Genomic DNA, 18,500 nt, shown 5'->3' with positions numbered 1-18,500 from the left:
AACGTTAAAATTTTTTAAAAGTTGAATTGTTTACTGTAACTTATTACACTATTCAATTCAACTTTTTTTATTTCTTCTCGAGCGCAGTCGAGAGGTTTATAATTTAGGTGTCGACTGCGCTCGACCTGACAAATTTATTAATATGGAAGAAGATCAAAACAAAGACGGACAAATAAATATAGAATTAGATCAAGAAATTGCGGAAGGAACCTACTCTAATCTTGCAATTATTAATCATTCAATGTCAGAATTCATTGTAGATTTTATTAATATTATGCCTGGTGTACCAAAAGCTAAAGTAAAATCTAGAATAATTTTAACGCCTCAGCATGCTAAAAGGTTAACACAAGCTTTAGCAGATAATGTTCGTAAATTTGAACAAGCTCATGGAGAAATCAAAGACTATGAACAGCCTCCAATTCCTATGAATTTTGGACCTACTGGTCAAGCTTAAAAAAATATAAAGACTGCTAAATAGGCAGTCTTTTTTTATTTATACAAAATTTAAAAGGCTATAAAAACGTAAAATTATAATTACTTCAACGTTAAAAATGTATTTTTTGGTTAAAGAATTATCTTTTTGTTTTCATTTAGTTAATCATTTTAAAACGCCGCTATAAATACTTTTGTTTCATTATAAACTATTATTAAAATGAAACAATACAGTTATTTAAAGTTATTTATTTTAACGATATTTTTATCGTTAAGCGCATTTAAAACAATTGCCCAAACGGGTAAGATACAAGGTGTAATAACCGATAAAGATGGATTTTATGTACCTGGAGCAAATATTGTTTTAGAGTCTTTAAGAAAAGGAGATATCTCTAATTTTGATGGAAAATTTACTATTGTTGCAATTCCTTCTGGAAAATATACTCTAAAAATTACTTATTTAGGTTATAAGGATATTAAAGAGGAAGTTGTGGTAAAAGAAAATGAAACCACCAACCTTCATTTAGAGTTAATTTCAGAAAGTATAGCTTTAGATGTTGTTCAAATAAGAAGTTACAGATTAGGCAGCCAGTCTAAGGCGCTAAACACCCAAAAAAATAATTTAAATATTACCAATGTGGTTTCTACAGATCAAATTGGTAAATTTCCTGATGCTAATATTGGAGATGCTGTAAAAAGAATACCTGGTATTACAATGCAAGTAGACCAAGGTGAGGCAAGAAATATTATTATTAGAGGACTTTCTCCTCAATTAAATTCGGTTACACTTAATGGAAGTAGAATTCCATCCGCCGAAGGCGATAATAGAAATGTTCAAATGGATTTAATTCCTTCGGATATGATACAATCGATACAAGTTAACAAGGCAGTAACTCCAGATATGGATGCAGATGCCTTAGGAGGCTCTGTTAACTTAATTACAAAAACAGCACCACGAGCATTTCGATTATCGGCAACAGCAGGTTCTGGTGTAAACACAATTACCAACAAAAGAATTTTAAATGGTTCTTTTTTGGTTGGTGATCGTTCTAAAAACGGAAAATTTGGTTGGATGATTTCTGCAACCATCAATGATAATGATTTTGGTTCTGATGATGTAGAGGCAGAGTGGACGGATGAATTTGCCTATACCGATCTGTTAGGAAATGAAGTTGAAATGGATGTAAACCCGTATACAAATGTATTTGAAGAAAGAACTTATTTAGTGCAAAGAGTTCGTAGAAGTTTTTCTGCAAATTTTGATTTTAAAGTGAATGATAATAATAATCTGTATTTTAAATCGATGTATAATTGGAGAGATGATAGAGAAAATCGTTTTAGACTAGAACATGAAATTTTAGATGCGGAAGATATTTTTATTGGAGATTTTACAATTACAGACAATACACCAACCATGTTTCCTGTAGAAGTTAAAAGACAATCTAAAGGAGGTATTGATAACAACAGAAATAAAAATAGACGTTTAGAAGATCAAAAAATGCAAAATTATACGCTTGGTGGTCATCACTTAGCTGGATCATTAAAAATAGATTGGATGTCTTCTTTTGCAAAAGCATCCGAAGAAAGATTGCATGAGCGTTATGCAGAGTTCGAGTCAGAGTATAACATCAATAATGATATTTCTGATATTAGATTTCCATTATTTACAGCCGTAAATACATCAGATTTTAATGACCTTTCTAATTTTGAGTATGGAGAAATAACAGAGGAAAATCAATATACAGAAGAAAAAGATTTTAATACGTTTATTAATTTCGAGCTTCCTTCAGATTTTTTTGGAAATGGAGATGGTTTTATAAAGTTTGGATTTAGAGGTCGTTTTAAAACGAAATTAAGAGATAATGATTTCTTTGAATATGATTTAGAAAGTAGTTACCCAACTTTAGCGGCTATACCTACTAAAAACTATTCTGATGCAGATTACTTAGCAGGGAGTCAATATCAAGCAGGTTTGTTTGCAGACGAAAAATGGTTAGGTTCTTTAGATTTAACTAGTGGAGATACGGTAGAAGATGAGTTTTTACGTAAAAATTACAATGTAAAAGAAAACGTATTAGCTTCTTATGTAATGACAAATCAAAAGTTATCGGATAAATTAAGCGTTTTAGCAGGTGTTCGATTAGAGCATACAAAATTAACGGCTACAGGAAATAATATTTTAGATGAAGATACTTTAGATGGCACATTAACAAAAGAGAGTTCTTATACTAATATTATGCCTGGGGTACATTTTAAATATGATGTTTCAGATAAAACAGTAGTTAGATTTGCTTGGACAAATACATTGGCAAGACCAAATTACGTAGATATTACACCTACTTTAGATGTAGTTACTGGTGATGAAGAAGTGTTTTTAGGAAATCCTGATTTAAAACCAACAACCTCTATGAATTTTGATGTAATGGCAGAAACTTATTTTGATAATGTTGGTATTTTATCAGGAGGGTTGTTTTACAAAAATATCAAAGATTTTATTTACACTTTTCAATCAGAAACCACAACGAATGATTTTGGTGCAGATACAGCAGGTTTTGAAGTTTATCAACCTTTAAACGGAGACAATGCTTCTATTTTTGGTGTAGAGTTGGCAATTCAAAGAAAATTAGATTTCTTACCTGGTTTCTTAAAAAACCTTAGTATTTACGCTAATTACACTTATTTAACTTCGGATGCCAACGGAATACGTAATGAAGATGGAGAGGAAAGAGATGATTTAGATTTACCAAATACAACACCTAATATGTTAAATGGATCTTTAGGGTATGCAGATAATAAGTTAAGTTTAAGACTTTCTGCTAATTTTTCTGATGCTTATATAGATGAAATAGGAGGGAATGCCTTTGAAGATCGTTATTACGACAAACAGTTTTTCTTAGATTTTAGCGCAGGCTATACGATTAATAAAAATTTAAGCATTTATGCCGGTGTAAATAACCTTACCAACCAACCTTTGCGTTATTACCAAGGAGTTAGTGACAGAACTATGCAAATGGAATACTATGGTAGAAGAATTACTTTTGGTTTAAAGTATGATGTTTTTAAAAAATAAAGAAAAATGAATTTTAATTTCAAAAATATCATAGCATTTTTAGGGGTTTTACTATTACTATCTTGTAATTCTAAAAGTAAGTTACCTGCCATTACACCAGATGTAATTACAGAAAAATCTATAAATGATACCGATGATCCAGCAATATGGATTGATCCAACAGACGCGTCAAAAAGTATTGTTTTTGGTACGGATAAAAAAACAAATGGAGCCATTTATGCATACGATTTACAAGGTAAAGTTATTGAAGAGAAAACTATCAGAAATATAAAAAGGCCTAATAATGTAGATGTAGCATATGGTTTTGCAATAAATGATTCTGTAAAAGTAGATGTTTTGGTATTTACAGAAAGAGAAAAACAACAGATTAGAATGTTTTCTATACCAGATATGAAACCATTAGATAATGGAGGTTTTTCTGTTTTTGAAGATGAAACAACTATAGAAAATAGACTGCCAATGGGAATTGCAATGTATAAGAGTCCGGTTGATGGTAGTTTTTACGCAATTGTAGGTAGAAAAATCGGACCAACAGAAGGGTATTTATATCAATATAAATTAGTTTCGGATAACAATAAAGTAAAATCTGTTTTGGTTAGAAAATTTGGAAACTTTAGTGGAAAAAAAGAAATAGAAGCCATTGCTTTAGATGCAGAAATGGGCTTTGTTTATTATGCTGATGAAGGGCACTGTATTCGTAAATATTATGCAGAACCATCTAAAGGTAATGAAGAGCTTGCCTGTTTTGGTGGTGAGTATTTTCTAAAAGATATCGAAGGAATAGCGATTGCCAAACTAGAAAACAAAAAAGGTTATCTTATTGTTTCTGATCAACAAAAAGGACAGTTTAACTTATTTGATAGACAAACAAATGCGTTTGTAAAAGCCGTTAATTTAACCACAACAGAAACCGATGGATGTGATGCGGTAACAGTACCTTTAAATGCTACTTTTAAAAGTGGGTTATTTGTTGCAATGAATAACGAAAGAGATTTTTATTTTTATGATCTAGATAAGATTTTAAAATAATTAGTATTATTATTTTAGAAAAAAACCGAAACTCTTTAAAGTTTCGGTTTTTTTATTATCATAAAAGAAGGTTACTTCTTTAGACTTGTCTCGTTTTATTTAATAACCAAAAATCGGCTAAAACTAAAGCAGTCATAGCTTCTACAATTGGTACAGCTCTAGGCACAACACAAGGGTCATGACGTCCTTTACCTGTAATTTCTGTAATTTCGTTTTCAGAATTTATGGTTTGTTGAGAACTCATAATGGTTGCAACGGGTTTAAAAGCAACTCTAAAGTAAATATCCATTCCGTTACTAATTCCACCTTGAATTCCACCAGATAAATTAGATTCAGTAGAACCATCTGCATTAAAAATATCGTTATGCTCAGATCCTTTCATTTTAGCACCACAGAAACCACTACCAAATTCAAAACCCTTTACAGCATTTATAGATAACATGGCACTACCTAATTGCGCATGTAATTTCTGAAATATAGGTTCGCCTAAGCCAACAGGTACGTTTTGTGCAACACAAGTAACGGTTCCACCAATGGTGTCTCCTGCTTTTCTTATTTCTTGTATTCTAGTAATCATTTTTTCGGCAGAAGTTTCATCCGGACAACGAACAATGTTACTTTCTGTTTTAGAAAAATCTAAATCTTGATAAGGTTTGTCTATAAAAATATCACCTACAGAAGATGTAAAAGCATTAATATTCATGCTAGCAATAAGCTGTTTAGCCAAAGCACCAGCAACAACCCAATTTGCAGTTTCACGAGCAGAACTTCTTCCGCCACCTCTATAATCTCTATTTCCAAACTTTTTATCATACGTATAATCTGCATGAGAAGGTCTGTAAACATTTGTATTGTGATTGTAATCTTTAGATTTCTGATTGGTGTTTCTAATTATAAAACCAATAGAAGTTCCTGTTGTTTTTCCTTCAAAAATACCAGAAAGAAATTCTACGGTATCAGGTTCTTTACGTTGAGTTACAATTTTAGATTGCCCAGGTTTACGTCTGTTTAACTCATTTTGAATAGCATCAAAGTCTAGTGCTAATCCTGCAGGAAAACCATCTATAACCCCTCCAATAGCAGTTCCATGAGATTCTCCGTACGTTGTTACTTTTAATAAATTTCCAAAGGAATTAAATGACATAATTATATAATTAGAATAATGAAGACAAATATAATAAACTAGTATACAAGAATTCTATATTTACACATTTTTGTAATGATTTCTAAAAAAATAATATTATTTAGAATACTTGATTTATAGAGAGATATGAACTATTATGAATGATATTCAAAAAAAAAATAAAAAAAAATCATTTTTTGTTTTTTTAAACTAAAAAACCTTTCTATATTTGCAGCCGCATTCAGGGAATACCTGATGAGACACACTGGAGAAATGGCAGAGCGGTCGAATGCGGTAGTCTTGAAAACTATTGACTGTAACAGGTCCGGGGGTTCGAATCCCTCTTTCTCCGCAATGTCAATTGACAATCAGTTAGTTGTGAGTTTGACACCCAATATTACACCCAATTCTATTAGAATTGGGTGTTTTTTTTGATGTAAATAATTATCTCGTTTCTTTCAATTTGGATGTAACTCTAGTTAAGATAAAAGTTTCTCCAGCTTTTCTTTTGAATCTTTCCAATTAGGTAGTTTTTTATCTAAAAGATTATAGAATTTATTACTATGGTTATGATGTGCTAAATGACATATCTCGTGTACGATTACATAATCTATACATTCTTTTGGAGACTTAATTAAATCTAAATTTAAACTAATTGTTCCATCTTTAAAGCAACTTCCCCATCGGTTATTAAACCATTTATAGTTTAATGAAGTATCTTTTTCTGATAGTTCTTTAGCTAATTCTAATCTATTTTCAAAAAGATTTTGAAAATGTATAATAGCTTTAGATTTGTACCACTCTTTCAGTTCTTTTTCAATAGCTTTTTTATTATTTTTATCTTTTGTGTTAATTAAGATATAGCCTCCTTTTAGCTTGACTGAATTAGTATTTGATTCATTTATTTTTAATCTATAATTTTTACCTAGATACAAATGGCTTTCTCCACTTTCATATAGCTTTTCTTTTGCTCTAGGTTCAAATAACATAAAGAATTCTTTTTGCTTATCTATCCATTGAGCTTTAGACTTTACTTTTTCAGTTACTTTTTCATAAGGCGTTTCTATTGGTGCTGTGACAACCGTTGAACCATCTGGATACACCTTAATACCTAGCGTCTTCCTTTCATTTCGCTTTAAGCAAAAATCAATTCTAGAATTACCGTATGGAATACTTTTTAACTCCATGACTTATTTATACTTTTCAATGGCTATTTTTATACATTCTTCAATAAGGTAATCTATCTTACCCCAATCTGTATCTAAATCGAATTTTTGATGTAAATCATAAATAGCATCACCTAACTCTATATTGATTTTCCCTGTAATATCTTCGTTTTTATGCCAGTCAATTATCTTTTTTTCATTTAGATAAATATGTTCTTTCACTATATTATCAATAGCTAAACTTATTTCAATATGGAATGGTGTTTTTAATAATTCAACATCTTCAAAAACCGAGCAGCTATAATTATAAAAAGCTATAGCCACTGTGTTATCTGCTAATTCTTCTGGAGCATCTTTAGAGCGACCATTAAAAAATTCATCTTGGTATTCTTTAGTTTTTTTTAAGTATTCAGCTTCGTCTATACGTCTTTGATGGTAGGCTGCAATAGTTTCTTTAATAAGGTCTGCCAGTTTTCTATAATAAATAGGGTCTTCCTGCATCTTTATATTGATAGCCTTAACTGTTCTACTAGCAATATGATCTGCTTGAGCAGCTTTCCCTTTAATATTTTCTACCTGTGCATCACGTTCTTCTTTGTTAAATATATCAACCAGCTCTGTGATTTTCATCACTTCGCCATCAGTTGTAATATGCTTATTAATAAGTTTCTGAATTTGTGGTTCAAACTCTTTATATGCAATATCATCATTGTAACGTCTAGTAACATCTACACGTAATTTCAAAAAGAACTTTGCATCTCGCTTGTAGTTGTCTATCTTCTTTTTATCTGTATTGGTAACAAAATCTACTGAAGAAAGTGCTAGTTTTAAAAGTCTTGCGAACTGAGACACTTTAGTATAAAACTTGTTTCTTACGTCTTCAGGCGACAAGTGTTCTTCATATGCAGTTGTTTCTAAATGTTTTCCTTTTAAAGTTTTAAAAATATCCCACAATTCTGAGTGTGCCTGCGGTAGTTTGGCAATCTCATCTTTAATATTGGTTAGTGTGCCTTCTAAGTCTTCTTCTTCAAATCCATTTAAATTTGAATAGGTACTTAAAGCAGTATCCAAATTTTCAAGATTACCATAATAATCTACAATATAACCATAATCTTTACCAGGATAAACACGATTTACACGTGCTATGGCTTGTAGTAATGTGTGTTCTTTAAGCGAACGGCATAAATATAAAACGGTATTGTTTGGTGCATCAAAACCAGTTAAAAGCTTTGCAACAACTATTAGTATTTCTGGTTTATCACGTTTTTTAAACTGATTGATGATACTTTTTTCGTATTTCTTTAGATCACCATACTTATCTATCATCGCATTGAGATAGGTGTCTTCTCTTCTTTTGTCTTCGTTTTCATTAAAATAACCATCTTCTGTTCCTTCTCTTTGGTCAGATTGCGTTACTACAACCTCAGAATCCACCATTCCGATTTCATCTAAAAATTCTTTGTATTTTAAAGCTGCTTTTATGGTTGGTGCTACTAATTGTGCTTTTGGTTTATAATTGTCATTATGTGTTTGAAAAAATGCTGTATAATGCTCGCTAATGTCTAATGCTCTGCACATAATAACTTCATCTGCTTTATTCAATTCATTTACAGTATTGAATTTTTGTTTCAACTTTGCACGCCCACGTTCTGAAAGATTATTACGCTCTACTAGTTTTTCAAAGTAGGTATTTAAAGGAGCTTCATTTAACATTATATGTGTATGTCTTCCTTCATATAATAATGGTACTACAGCACCATCTTCAACAGCATTTTTTACGGTATATGCTTTGCCTATATAGCCTCCAAATTTATTAGCAGTACTTTTTTCTTTTTTCATTAAGGGTGTACCTGTAAAAGCTAGAAAACAAGCATTAGGAAATACACGTTGCATACTTACGTTAAACGTACCGTATTGCGTTCTGTGTCCTTCATCAATTAACACAAAAATATCTGATGAAGTAAACGGTTTCTTGTTGTTTTTTACCGCTGCTTCAAACTTGTTGATAATGGTTGTTATAATTGCGTCATTACTATCTTCTAATAACTCCGTAAGGTGTGCACCTGTCTTAGCTTGACGTACTTCTTTTTTACATTTTTTAAAAGTATCTGAAATCTGATCATCAAGGTCAACTCGGTCTGTAACTAAAATTATTTTAGGGTTTGAAATATGAGGATTTGACGCTAACATTTGCGCAAGCATTACCATGGTCAATGATTTTCCACTTCCTTGCGTATGCCAAATAACGCCTCCTTGACGTTTACCAGTTTTATCAAATTTAGTGACACGATTAATAGTGTTGTTAACGGCAAAATATTGTTGATATCGTGCTACTTTTTTAGTACCATCATCATAGAGTGTGAAGTTTAAAATTAAGTCTAGTAAACGTTCTGGACGACATAAATTATAGAGTAATTTATCTTGTTCTGTAAACAAACGTTCTTCTGTGTCTATGCTATCAAAAGTTTTTCGTACATATTCAGTACGTTCTTCAAAAACCATATTCTTTTGGTCTTCATCTAAAGATTTGTTTTTAAGTTTTTTTAACTTAGACCAATATGCTTTTTCGGCTTCTCCAGATGTAAATTGTTCTGTCCATTTTGCCCAAAATTCTTTACTTGTATCTGTAGTTGCATATTTACCTTGGTTGGTTGCGACACTTAATAACAAACTAGAATACACGTATAAAGACCGAATACCTTTACTGCCAAAATTTCTAATATGCTGTTCTATTGCTAAGTCTACTGGAGGTTTTGTGCCACCTAAAGAAGGGCTTTTACATTCTATAATAACAGAAGGAATTCCATTAATAAACAACACTAAATCTGGTCTGTAGGTATCTGTTCTAGCGGTTCTTAATACAGGAAACTCTTCGGTTACGTGATACACGTTGTTCTCAGGTTTTTTCCAGTCTATAAAATTTATATTATGGCTTTTTTTATCGCCATCAATACTTTGCTCAAAAGCTTTACCTAAAGTAATTAAATCGTAAAAGGCTTTGTTTGCGTTGATAAAACCATCTTGTATAGGTAGATCTTTTACTGCTAAAACAGCTGAGTTAATGTTAGCATCTGAAAAGGCATATTGCTTACCACGACGATTAATTTTATTGATCTTCTGTAATTGTTTGCGTAACACTTCTGTAAATAAAACTTGTGCCTTTCCGCCCCTCCATTGTTCTGCTTGCTTTGGAGATACATAGTTATACCCCATATTAATGAGTAGTTGCAATGCTGGTATTTGAGAAACATTATCTTCTATATATGATGGTGTACTCATAGTATATTTTTTACATTATTGTTAATAACTTTGTTTGTATTACAAATTTTTGTAATTTTGCAATGTCATTACCCAAAGGGTAAAGGACTTGGCTTAGCACTTGTTGCATCAGTCGTATTGCCTTAAGATACGTACCTCGCTTACGAAGTGAGGTTTTTTTTTGTCTTTAATTTTTGTAATCATTATACCAATTATTAAATCTTGGTTTTTCTAATTCATCTACTTTAAACGCTGTAACTAGCTGTAAATTAGTGGTTATTTCTCTAATAATTACCACATAATCTTTTTCGTGTAACCAATAGTATTGTTGGTTTTTACCATTAGCATGTACACGCTCAAAATAACGAACTCTAGCATCTTCTTTAAAATGAATTACTGGCTTTATCCAGTGAATTTTATTCGTTCTTTCAGGGTCAAAATATCGTTTTTTAGAATGCTTACTTTCTCTAGTGCAAATATGCTCAAAACCAACAGGTTTTCCTTTAAACAAAGGATGTCTTGACTTCCTTTTATCATAAGCTACTTGTATCTTGTTGATAAAAATAGGTTCGTCTATCATATCTTTTTTAAACACACCATAGAGTTTATACATTTGTTCCTTATCTGGTCCATCTAGGTCTAAATATTCAAATAAATCTTCTACAAGGTCTAACTCGTGTTCTTCCTCAAAATAATTCATTACTGTTTGTTTTGAGTTTGAATTTGAAAATCGAAAATATTAAACTTCTCTTCAAACGGAGCTGTACCATCGTCTAACTGATAACCAGATTTTTGTTCTAAATACGCTACAATATCTTTTTTTACCTGTGATGATGTTGCTAGTAAATGCAAGCCTCTTGCTTTATAGGTTATGGCACCAATAAAAAAATCGGCTAATTGCAAAAATTCATTTTCGTCTGAGCGGATGTGCTGAAAAAAATTAAAAGGAGAATCTCTATTGTATTTTTGCCTGTATTCTTCATTTAAACGCTTGTCTAACTTGGTTAAGCGTTCTTTACCTCTGGTATCTTTAATGTCTAAAACTACCTTATGTGGATTTTCTAAATAGTTTACCCAAGGGTTTCTCAGTAACAAAAAAACAAGTGTGTAGTAAAACGAGTTGTGGTCGCCTCTATTGAATTTAGAATGGTCTAGTTGTGCTTTGTTTTTTACCAAAATGGCTCTAAATTCTATATTGTTTTCAAAAAAGAAATCTATAATCGCTTTATAAAATGGTAAACGATTATTAGAGAGTTTATTCCATTTAATTTCTGTAGGCGCTTTAAATTTTAATTTAATTTTTTTAAGCTCATTTTTATACAAAACATAATCTTTAGATGCTATTTTGGTATAACCAATACACATTAATGGGTGTATGTCATTCTCTAAATGACAGCTTTCATCTATATAAATGTTATGTTGGTATGCTGTTGCCATATTAATCTATTTTTACCCGCTTTTTACCCGTTAATAATTGCTGCATTAAACCTTTTTTCTGTTGTTTAAGACTTTCTAATTTTTTAGTAGCTGTCTCTATTTCCTCATCTACTTTATCAAAAAAATTAGCGATAGAAACTTGCTCTTCGTAAGATGGAATTTTAATAATCAAAGTTTCAAAAACACTCCATCTTAATCCACCTCTTCTTGCTATTGAGCCAGACATATTACTCTGATAACTATATATCATTCTATCTGTCTTTAAAAGTCGAAAGAAAAACGAATCATCAATACTGTTATCTGTTTTGAATACCGTATACATAGGACTTACTAAACCTTTATCCCAAATATTTTGATAACCAATAGAACCTTCTTCAATGTGATTAGTTGCATAGGCAAAATAGTTTCTTGGTACAATTTTGTACTTGCTCAAATCATCACCATAAACTTTTCTTCCAAAATACTCTAGTGATGGAACTAAACCATTGTATTTAGTGCAGGACAGTACTTCAATATCTTCATTATCTTTATTCTTGTCAGTGAATTGGGTGGCAACATCTCCAATACTTATTTTCTTCCACTTATCAATGTATCCGGCCAAACGTTTTTTACCAGTCAACACCTCTTGCGTTAATCCTTTTTTACGCAACTGTAGTTGCTCAATAAGGTTTTGTGTTGTTTCTATAGCTTCATCCCATTGTGAGAGGATTTGAGCTATTTTTTGTTGTTCTTTTAAAGGCGGTAGGGAAACATAACATTTACCTATTTCGCCTAAATTTATTTTCTTAGGAAAAGCTACGTGTATCATTCTTTGATTTATTTCTTTCTGGAAAATATTTGAATTGATAAACAATTCAAAATACTTAGAATCAAAATTTTCACTTTTCTTGAATAATGCTAAACTCACATAAAACGAAGCACGAACATCCCAATCTATAAGTTTTGCTGTGCCAACATCTCCGATTCTAGTCATTAGAATGTCTCCTTTTTCTAGAATTACCCTTTTACTTTCCTTATGAAATACTTCCTCTGAAATATATTTTGTTTTTGAAAAATCATTTTTAGAAATATGTTCAACACTATAAAAAGGGACTCCTGACTTAACGTAGTTGGGAGTTGCGTGAGTACCATCGTATACTTTTGTGACTTCTGCCACCCTTTTAATATCCCAGTTTTTAGGTATCAACCCGATTTTCGATTTTTTATAATCTTTAATATCTCGCACCATATTAATATCCCATTTCTTTAAGATAAACTTCCATTTGGCTTTCTACCTCATTTAATTTCGCTTTCAAGGCAACTATCTCTTTTTGAGTTTCTACAATATCAACAGGCTCTTCTTCAACAAACGTATCAACATATCTAGGAATATTAAGGTTGTAGTCGTTCTCTTGTATTTCTTCTAATGTAGCAATGTGGCTGTATTTATCAACTGTTTTCCATTCAGAAAAGGTGTTGTAAATTTTGTCAACATCTTCATCGCGTAACCGATTTTGGTTTTTACCATTCTCAAACTCATTACTGGCATCAATAAATAACACCTCTGTATTGTCTCCTTTATTTTTATCAAAAATTAAGATAGAAGCAGGAATACCTGTACCGTAAAATAAATTTGCGGGCAAACCAACCACAGCTTTTAATAAATTTTCATCAATCAATTGCTTACGTATTTTACCTTCGCTACTTCCTCTAAATAAAACTCCGTGAGGTAAAATAACACCCGCTTTTCCGTGTTCGTTTAAGGTTTCTATCATATGGGTAATAAATGCATAATCACCTTTGCTTTTAGGTGGTACACCTCTATGAAAACGGCTGTATCTATCAGAAGAAGCATCTTCTGCTCCCCATTTATCTAAAGAAAACGGTGGATTGGCTACGACTATATCAAATTTCATTAAAGCATCATTCTCAACCAATTTTGGCGAGTTTAAGGTGTCACCCCATTCTATAGTGGCATTATCCATTTCGTGCAAAAACATATTCATACGTGCTAAAGCATAAGTAGAACCATTTACTTCTTGCCCATTCAGCGAAACATTAGTACTGCCTACTTCTTTTGCTACTTTAAGCAACAGCGAACCAGAACCACAAGTTGGGTCGCAAATACGATCTCCTGCTTTTGGTTCTACTAATTTTGCCAATAATTGCGATACTTGTGAAGCTGTATAGAATTCACCAGCCTTTTTACCTGCGCCAGCAGCAAAGTTCCCTATTAAATACTCGTAAGCATCACCAATAACATCGTTATTATTTAGATTAGAAGGTCTTAAGTCTAATGCTTTAAAATCATTTAGAAGATGCTGTAAACGTCTGTTTCTATCTGTTGTTTCTCCAAGATTCGATTCACTATTATAATCGATGTTTCTAAACACCTTTTCTAGTTTGCTTCTATTGGCTTCTTCTAATGCTTCTAGTCCAATATTAATTAGGTCTCCTAAATTGCTTTCGTTACGTTTTTCATATAGATAATCAAAAGACGATTTTTCAGGCAACGAAAAACGCTCGTGTTTTAAAGCACGTTCTATACGCATTTTATCTCCATTATACTTTTTCTCGTATTCGGTTTTCTTCTCTTTGTTTACATCGCTTATGTATTTAATAAAGAGCATTGTAAGTATGTAGTCTTTGTATTGCCCTGCATCTACAGTGCCTCTAAAGGTATCGCAGGCTTTCCATACTTTATTGTTGATATCGCTTTGTGTTAGTTTACTCATTTTTTATTTTTTTAAAGGAGCGATAGTTTCCTATCGCTCCTTATTAGTTAATTAGCCTTTTGGAGGAAAGTTGTCGTTTCCGTGAGAATCTTTTCTCTGAATTTTGCCATCCTTTTTATGAATGACTAATTCCGTTTTTTGCTTCTTAGAAAGTTCTCTGCTATAATCTACAGCTTCTTTCTTTGTTTCAAAGTTTTTTGAAGCTCTTTTTGCTCCTCCTTTTTTAGAATCCCAACCACCATCTTGGTTTGGGACTACGTGTCTAGTATTACTCATTTTACTATAATTTAAAAATACACTCAATATCTCGGAGTAGAGTGTGTTAATCCGAGTCTATACACATCGTAATTTTGATATGTCATAAGATTGGTATACTTTTGTTTTTCCAAGAACATTGTTAATTTCAGTTCGGTGACAAGCCACTGAGTATAAACAATACCAATCTAAAGTCTTCAAGGCGACCAGCTTTAAAGGCTTTTTTTATGTCTTACAGTTTCATTTTATTTGTTATTAATTCGTTTAAAATTCCCTTTTTCAGCGCTTTTTTCTTTTCTAATAGTTCGTTTGTTAATGCTATTTCTTCTTCAAGAAGATCTAGTACATCAATAACTTTTTGTTGTTCTTCTAAACTCGGTAGCGGTATTTCAAAATCTAAAACATCGTTTTTAGCAATAGATGTTATAGAAGAACCCACACCAAGCAATTCTAACTCGTATCTTTTTCGTTCAGAATTAAGTACAGCAGCCAAATAGCGACTGTCAATCAATGTTGCATCTGCTCTAATAATGTAAAATAATGAGCTAGGAACAACTTTGCCAAATGACTCATTGTAACTCCAGGCAAAAATTCGTTGTCCTTTTCCAGTAAGAATCACATCATTAGGTTGTAGTAAAAATTTTGTATCTTTACCTGTAATTTTGATGAAACTATCATCAAATAGCGTTGGATTTAAGAAATTATCAAAATGGCCAGTAGTAAGATATTTGGTATCTCCATCCTTGCTTTTTTTCTTATAAAGTCCAAATTGAACTTCTGCTATTTGATTAATGTTTGTCATAAAATTTCTTTGTAATCGTTTTCTAATTTGATACAAAGATAGTGGTATTTATAATTAAAAAACAAGTATTTTTCTTTGTAATTGATTTCTAATTTATGTAAAAAACATAATTTACTGATTTTAAATAGGTTATGTTGTGTGTTTTTTTCAGTGTAATTCAATAATAAAATATTTATCTTTTAAATACATCTAGAGAATTAGTTTTTCCGTTTTAAAAATCAGTTGATTTTTATTTAATTTAACTAGCAAAAATCAACTGATTTTTAAAATGAGCCTAAGCGGCAGGCGTCACGTACTGTTTATCTTTTTATATAAAAGTGCATTTATATAAAAAAGAAAGTTCTAAGTATATAAAACTATAAAAGTATAAAAGTATAAAGCTATAAATAGATATTTATAGTTTTATACATTGTTCTATGTTTTAATCAAAAATTCACATTTTAAAACCCCTGTTTTTTTTATTCATTCGTTTTTCTTGTTGTTCGTAAGATAAAAGTTTCTCAATACCTCTTAAAGATAGTTTTCTATCTATTTCTGAGCCTTTTTTTCTTACTCCTTTAGCATCGATAAAAGAAATACCACGACCTATTTTAGTTTGTATATTTTTATTTTTAAGGATAAAAACAACATCTTCAATACTATCTGAAATATCTATTGCAGAAAAAATAGCTTCCTTAAGGTCTGTAGTATGTTTGTTATTAGGAATAAACTCTTGATTCATTTTTAATGCTTCAAGCTTTCTACCAACTTTTCGTAAGTTATATTCTTTTTCTATTACTCTAGAAAAATCTTGACTTTTATAATGTGTATAGCTATTTGAGATCGCTAAATTATTATCCCCAATCCTTGTACTCACTATATGAATATGTTCTTTATCTGTGTTTTTTTCATGTAGATAAACTGCAAACATATTGTCTTGAAAACCTATTTTTAAAGCATATCTATTGGCAATATCAATCCAATCTTGATTGTTTAACTTGCCTTTATCTTCTGGAGCTGCTCTAATTTTTATATGAAACGTTTTATTAGTACATCTATCATTCTGTGTTTCTTTTTCTTTCATTTGATTATAAATATCATTTGCATTACCAAAACATTTATTGGTAGTTAAAACTTCTCCACCTTTTTCACAGTACAATAAAGCGTTTTTGGTAAAAGAAATACTTTGTAGCTTTGTTATCATCTTCCTTTTTCTAAGTCCTCTAATTGTTTTTCTAAAGCTTCTTTTTTTAGTTGAGTATTGTATTGTTTACTTAGTTTATGCACATACCGTAATAATACCGTGTCTTTTTGCTGAATATCATTTAGTATTGAAGCAATGTTTTTAGATGTTTTATTATTTTTAGAATAAGCATCTAAAAAAAAATACTCGTAGAACAACTTATATTCGTCTCTTTCGGTTTTAAGTTCACTGTTTTCATTTAGATAACTTGGTATGTACTTAAACCCAGAAAAAGCTATTAAAATAAAAGTGATAATTGAAAGCAAAAGTTTAGATGTAAACGGAGTGTCTTTACCAAACAGATAATATTCTTTTTTTTGATTAATTATGTTTGGTTTATTACTTAATGATTTTATAGATTCTTCTATTTTTATGATACTAAGAAATGCACTTGTTTGATTTATATTTAACTTATGTTGCTTCATAAGTATTTGTTTTTGTGATTCTATGAATTCTCCAAAAGTTTTGTTGTCAATTTTATTTTCTCTTATAGTGTTAATATTACTTTCTAGAGTATCTAATTTGTCACATACGTTTTGCATTAAATACAATACTTTTTTGTTTTCTTCCATGTTAGTTAAGTTTAGATTTTATATCAATAATGTGTTTTTTTAACTCTTCAATATCACTTATTATTAAATCTTCATCTGTTAATTTTAACTTGATTCCAGAATTTAATTTACGAGAGATTTGATTTAAATTATTACCTATTTTAAAAAGTTGTAATATGTAATTTTTGGTTTCTAATTGTTTTTGTTTTACTTCTAAAATTGGTTTCCCTAGTTTCTCAAGTACACATTGTCGGATGTAGAAAGAGGCTTTCACTTGTAATAATTCACATTGATTATTTAGTAGAATTTTATCATTAAAATCTAAATAGAATACCATTCTAGTCTTATTTTGATTATTCATTATTTTATATTTTTTTAGTATGTTTTTTTTCTATGAGCATTTTTATGCGAATAGCAAGGTTTGGTTAATGTGCACTTTTCGTGAACATTAGCCACACCTTGCAAATAACTGACCGCATTAATTTCGATTCACTAAATAGTGATTTAAGTCATTGTATTTTTCATAATAGATTCTGCTGTCTATAATTTTACCATTTGCATTTTCTATTAAAAAATCGGTAGCTTTATTTCCTGCTTCATCGTTATCCATAAATAATTTTATTACAGAATATTCATTTAATAAACCCATTGTTTTCTTTACTAAAGAAGTAGAGTTAAGTATGATAAAGTTTTCTTTCGGAATTTCATTTTTTATAGAAAAATATGAGAGCAGATCAGACCAAGATTCAAATATTGAAACAACGTTAGAATTATTATTTATGGTTGTAATTTCTTTTTTACCTAAGCAACCTTTAAAAAATTCATTTCTAATTTCTAATCCACCAACATTATTCATAAATCCAATTCCGTAGTTTTCTTTTCCATTAGAAAAAGAGTAATGAACTTGAAAACAAAATTGTTTTGCAAATTGTAAATTGATTTTCCTCCTGCTTAAATAATCCAATAAATTTTGATTCGTTAATTCGGTTACTTTTTTAATAGAGTAGGTTGGTTCTGGTTCAATGATAACTTGTTTTTTTTGCTGGTGAAAAGAAAAAGAACCTTCGGATAAAATAACTAAGGCTTCTCTGATTGAACAATTATTGTAATTTGTCACAAAATCAATGATGGTTCCTCCAATACCAGAACTATGGTCAAAGAATACGTTCTTTGTAGTATTAACTTTAAAAGATGGTGTTTTCTCTTCTTTAAAAGGAGAATAAAACCAAACATCTTTTGTATTGGTTTTGCTTGTTCTAAATCCTTGTTTTTTTAGGTAAGAAACTAGGTCTATTTGTTTTGCTTTTTTACAATTCATTTTTGTTTGTATTATGCGTATGAAGAATATCTAAAAGTTGATGATTTGATGACGATACTCTTGAATCTCTTTACAGTAAAGGGAAAGTTGCGTCATCAACTTGTCATCAGGTCATCAGATTTT

At 30.6% G+C, this 18,500-nt stretch carries 16 protein-coding genes and 1 tRNA gene; 4 read left to right on the top strand and 13 right to left on the bottom strand.

Going from position 1 to position 18,500, the window contains the following annotated elements; all coding sequences use genetic code 11:
* Positions 1-142 precede the first annotated feature (142 nt).
* From WG951_RS06615 to WG951_RS06605, 3 genes are all read left to right on the top strand, one after another.
* Positions 143-454, top strand: a complete 312-nt coding sequence (locus WG951_RS06615; protein ID WP_105050526.1) for a DUF3467 domain-containing protein — start codon at positions 143-145, stop codon at positions 452-454.
* Positions 455-652: 198 nt separating this feature from the next.
* Positions 653-3,502 (top strand): TonB-dependent receptor, encoded by a 2,850-nt coding sequence (locus tag WG951_RS06610; protein ID WP_105050527.1) that lies wholly within the window; start codon positions 653-655, stop codon positions 3,500-3,502.
* A gap of 6 nt (positions 3,503-3,508) precedes the next feature.
* On the top strand, positions 3,509-4,531 hold the full coding sequence (locus WG951_RS06605; protein ID WP_105050528.1) for a phytase: 1,023 nt from the start codon (positions 3,509-3,511) through the stop codon (positions 4,529-4,531).
* 79 nt (positions 4,532-4,610) lie between these two features.
* On the opposite strand, the gene aroC is transcribed toward WG951_RS06605, so the two are convergent.
* Positions 4,611-5,675, bottom strand: a complete 1,065-nt coding sequence (gene aroC, locus WG951_RS06600; protein WP_105050529.1) for a chorismate synthase — start codon at positions 5,673-5,675, stop codon at positions 4,611-4,613.
* A 246-nt stretch (positions 5,676-5,921) separates the two neighbouring features.
* Between aroC and WG951_RS06595 the strand changes: the two genes are divergently transcribed.
* Positions 5,922-6,006, top strand: a tRNA-Ser gene (locus tag WG951_RS06595).
* A 127-nt stretch (positions 6,007-6,133) separates the two neighbouring features.
* On the opposite strand, the gene WG951_RS06590 is transcribed toward WG951_RS06595, so the two are convergent.
* The 12 genes from WG951_RS06590 to WG951_RS06535 all read right to left on the bottom strand — a co-directional run bounded on the left by WG951_RS06590 (position 6,134) and on the right by WG951_RS06535 (position 18,377).
* A complete protein-coding gene (locus WG951_RS06590; protein WP_092852150.1) occupies positions 6,134-6,841 on the bottom strand; it encodes a M48 family metallopeptidase in 708 nt (235 codons plus the stop codon).
* A 3-nt stretch (positions 6,842-6,844) separates the two neighbouring features.
* Positions 6,845-10,099 (bottom strand): type I restriction endonuclease subunit R, encoded by a 3,255-nt coding sequence (locus tag WG951_RS06585; RefSeq protein WP_105050530.1) that lies wholly within the window; start codon positions 10,097-10,099, stop codon positions 6,845-6,847.
* Positions 10,100-10,265: 166 nt separating this feature from the next.
* A complete protein-coding gene (locus tag WG951_RS06580) occupies positions 10,266-10,778 on the bottom strand; it encodes a hypothetical protein (protein ID WP_092852154.1) in 513 nt (170 codons plus the stop codon).
* Positions 10,778-11,515 (bottom strand): DUF3800 domain-containing protein, encoded by a 738-nt coding sequence (locus tag WG951_RS06575; protein ID WP_105050531.1) that lies wholly within the window; start codon positions 11,513-11,515, stop codon positions 10,778-10,780. The genes WG951_RS06580 and WG951_RS06575 overlap by 1 nt, the downstream gene beginning before the upstream one ends.
* 1 nt (position 11,516) lies before the next feature.
* The gene (locus WG951_RS06570; RefSeq protein ID WP_105050532.1) at positions 11,517-12,743 is read right to left on the bottom strand and encodes a restriction endonuclease subunit S; all 1,227 of its coding nucleotides are present in this window, start codon (positions 12,741-12,743) and stop codon (positions 11,517-11,519) included.
* A 1-nt stretch (position 12,744) separates the two neighbouring features.
* On the bottom strand, positions 12,745-14,229 hold the full coding sequence (locus WG951_RS06565) for a type I restriction-modification system subunit M (RefSeq protein ID WP_105050533.1): 1,485 nt from the start codon (positions 14,227-14,229) through the stop codon (positions 12,745-12,747).
* 51 nt (positions 14,230-14,280) lie between these two features.
* Positions 14,281-14,505, bottom strand: a complete 225-nt coding sequence (locus tag WG951_RS06560) for a DUF2188 domain-containing protein (protein ID WP_105050534.1) — start codon at positions 14,503-14,505, stop codon at positions 14,281-14,283.
* Positions 14,506-14,716: 211 nt separating this feature from the next.
* Positions 14,717-15,286, bottom strand: a complete 570-nt coding sequence (locus WG951_RS06555; protein WP_105050535.1) for a restriction endonuclease subunit S — start codon at positions 15,284-15,286, stop codon at positions 14,717-14,719.
* Positions 15,287-15,719: 433 nt separating this feature from the next.
* Entirely contained in the window at positions 15,720-16,469 is a 750-nt protein-coding gene (locus WG951_RS06550) for a relaxase/mobilization nuclease domain-containing protein (protein WP_105050536.1), read from the bottom strand.
* A complete protein-coding gene (locus WG951_RS06545) occupies positions 16,466-17,080 on the bottom strand; it encodes a hypothetical protein (protein WP_105050537.1) in 615 nt (204 codons plus the stop codon). Before WG951_RS06545 ends, WG951_RS06550 begins: the two co-directional genes overlap by 4 nt.
* Before the next feature lies 1 nt (position 17,081).
* The gene (mobC, locus tag WG951_RS06540; protein WP_340915878.1) at positions 17,082-17,396 is read right to left on the bottom strand and encodes a plasmid mobilization relaxosome protein MobC; all 315 of its coding nucleotides are present in this window, start codon (positions 17,394-17,396) and stop codon (positions 17,082-17,084) included.
* A gap of 141 nt (positions 17,397-17,537) precedes the next feature.
* A complete protein-coding gene (locus tag WG951_RS06535) occupies positions 17,538-18,377 on the bottom strand; it encodes a toprim domain-containing protein (protein WP_105050538.1) in 840 nt (279 codons plus the stop codon).
* Positions 18,378-18,500: the final 123 nt, after the last annotated feature.

Source organism: Polaribacter butkevichii (genome assembly GCF_038024105.1).
In the GTDB taxonomy this organism is placed as follows: domain Bacteria; phylum Bacteroidota; class Bacteroidia; order Flavobacteriales; family Flavobacteriaceae; genus Polaribacter; species Polaribacter butkevichii.
This window is presented reverse-complemented; position numbering and strand designations above follow the sequence as displayed.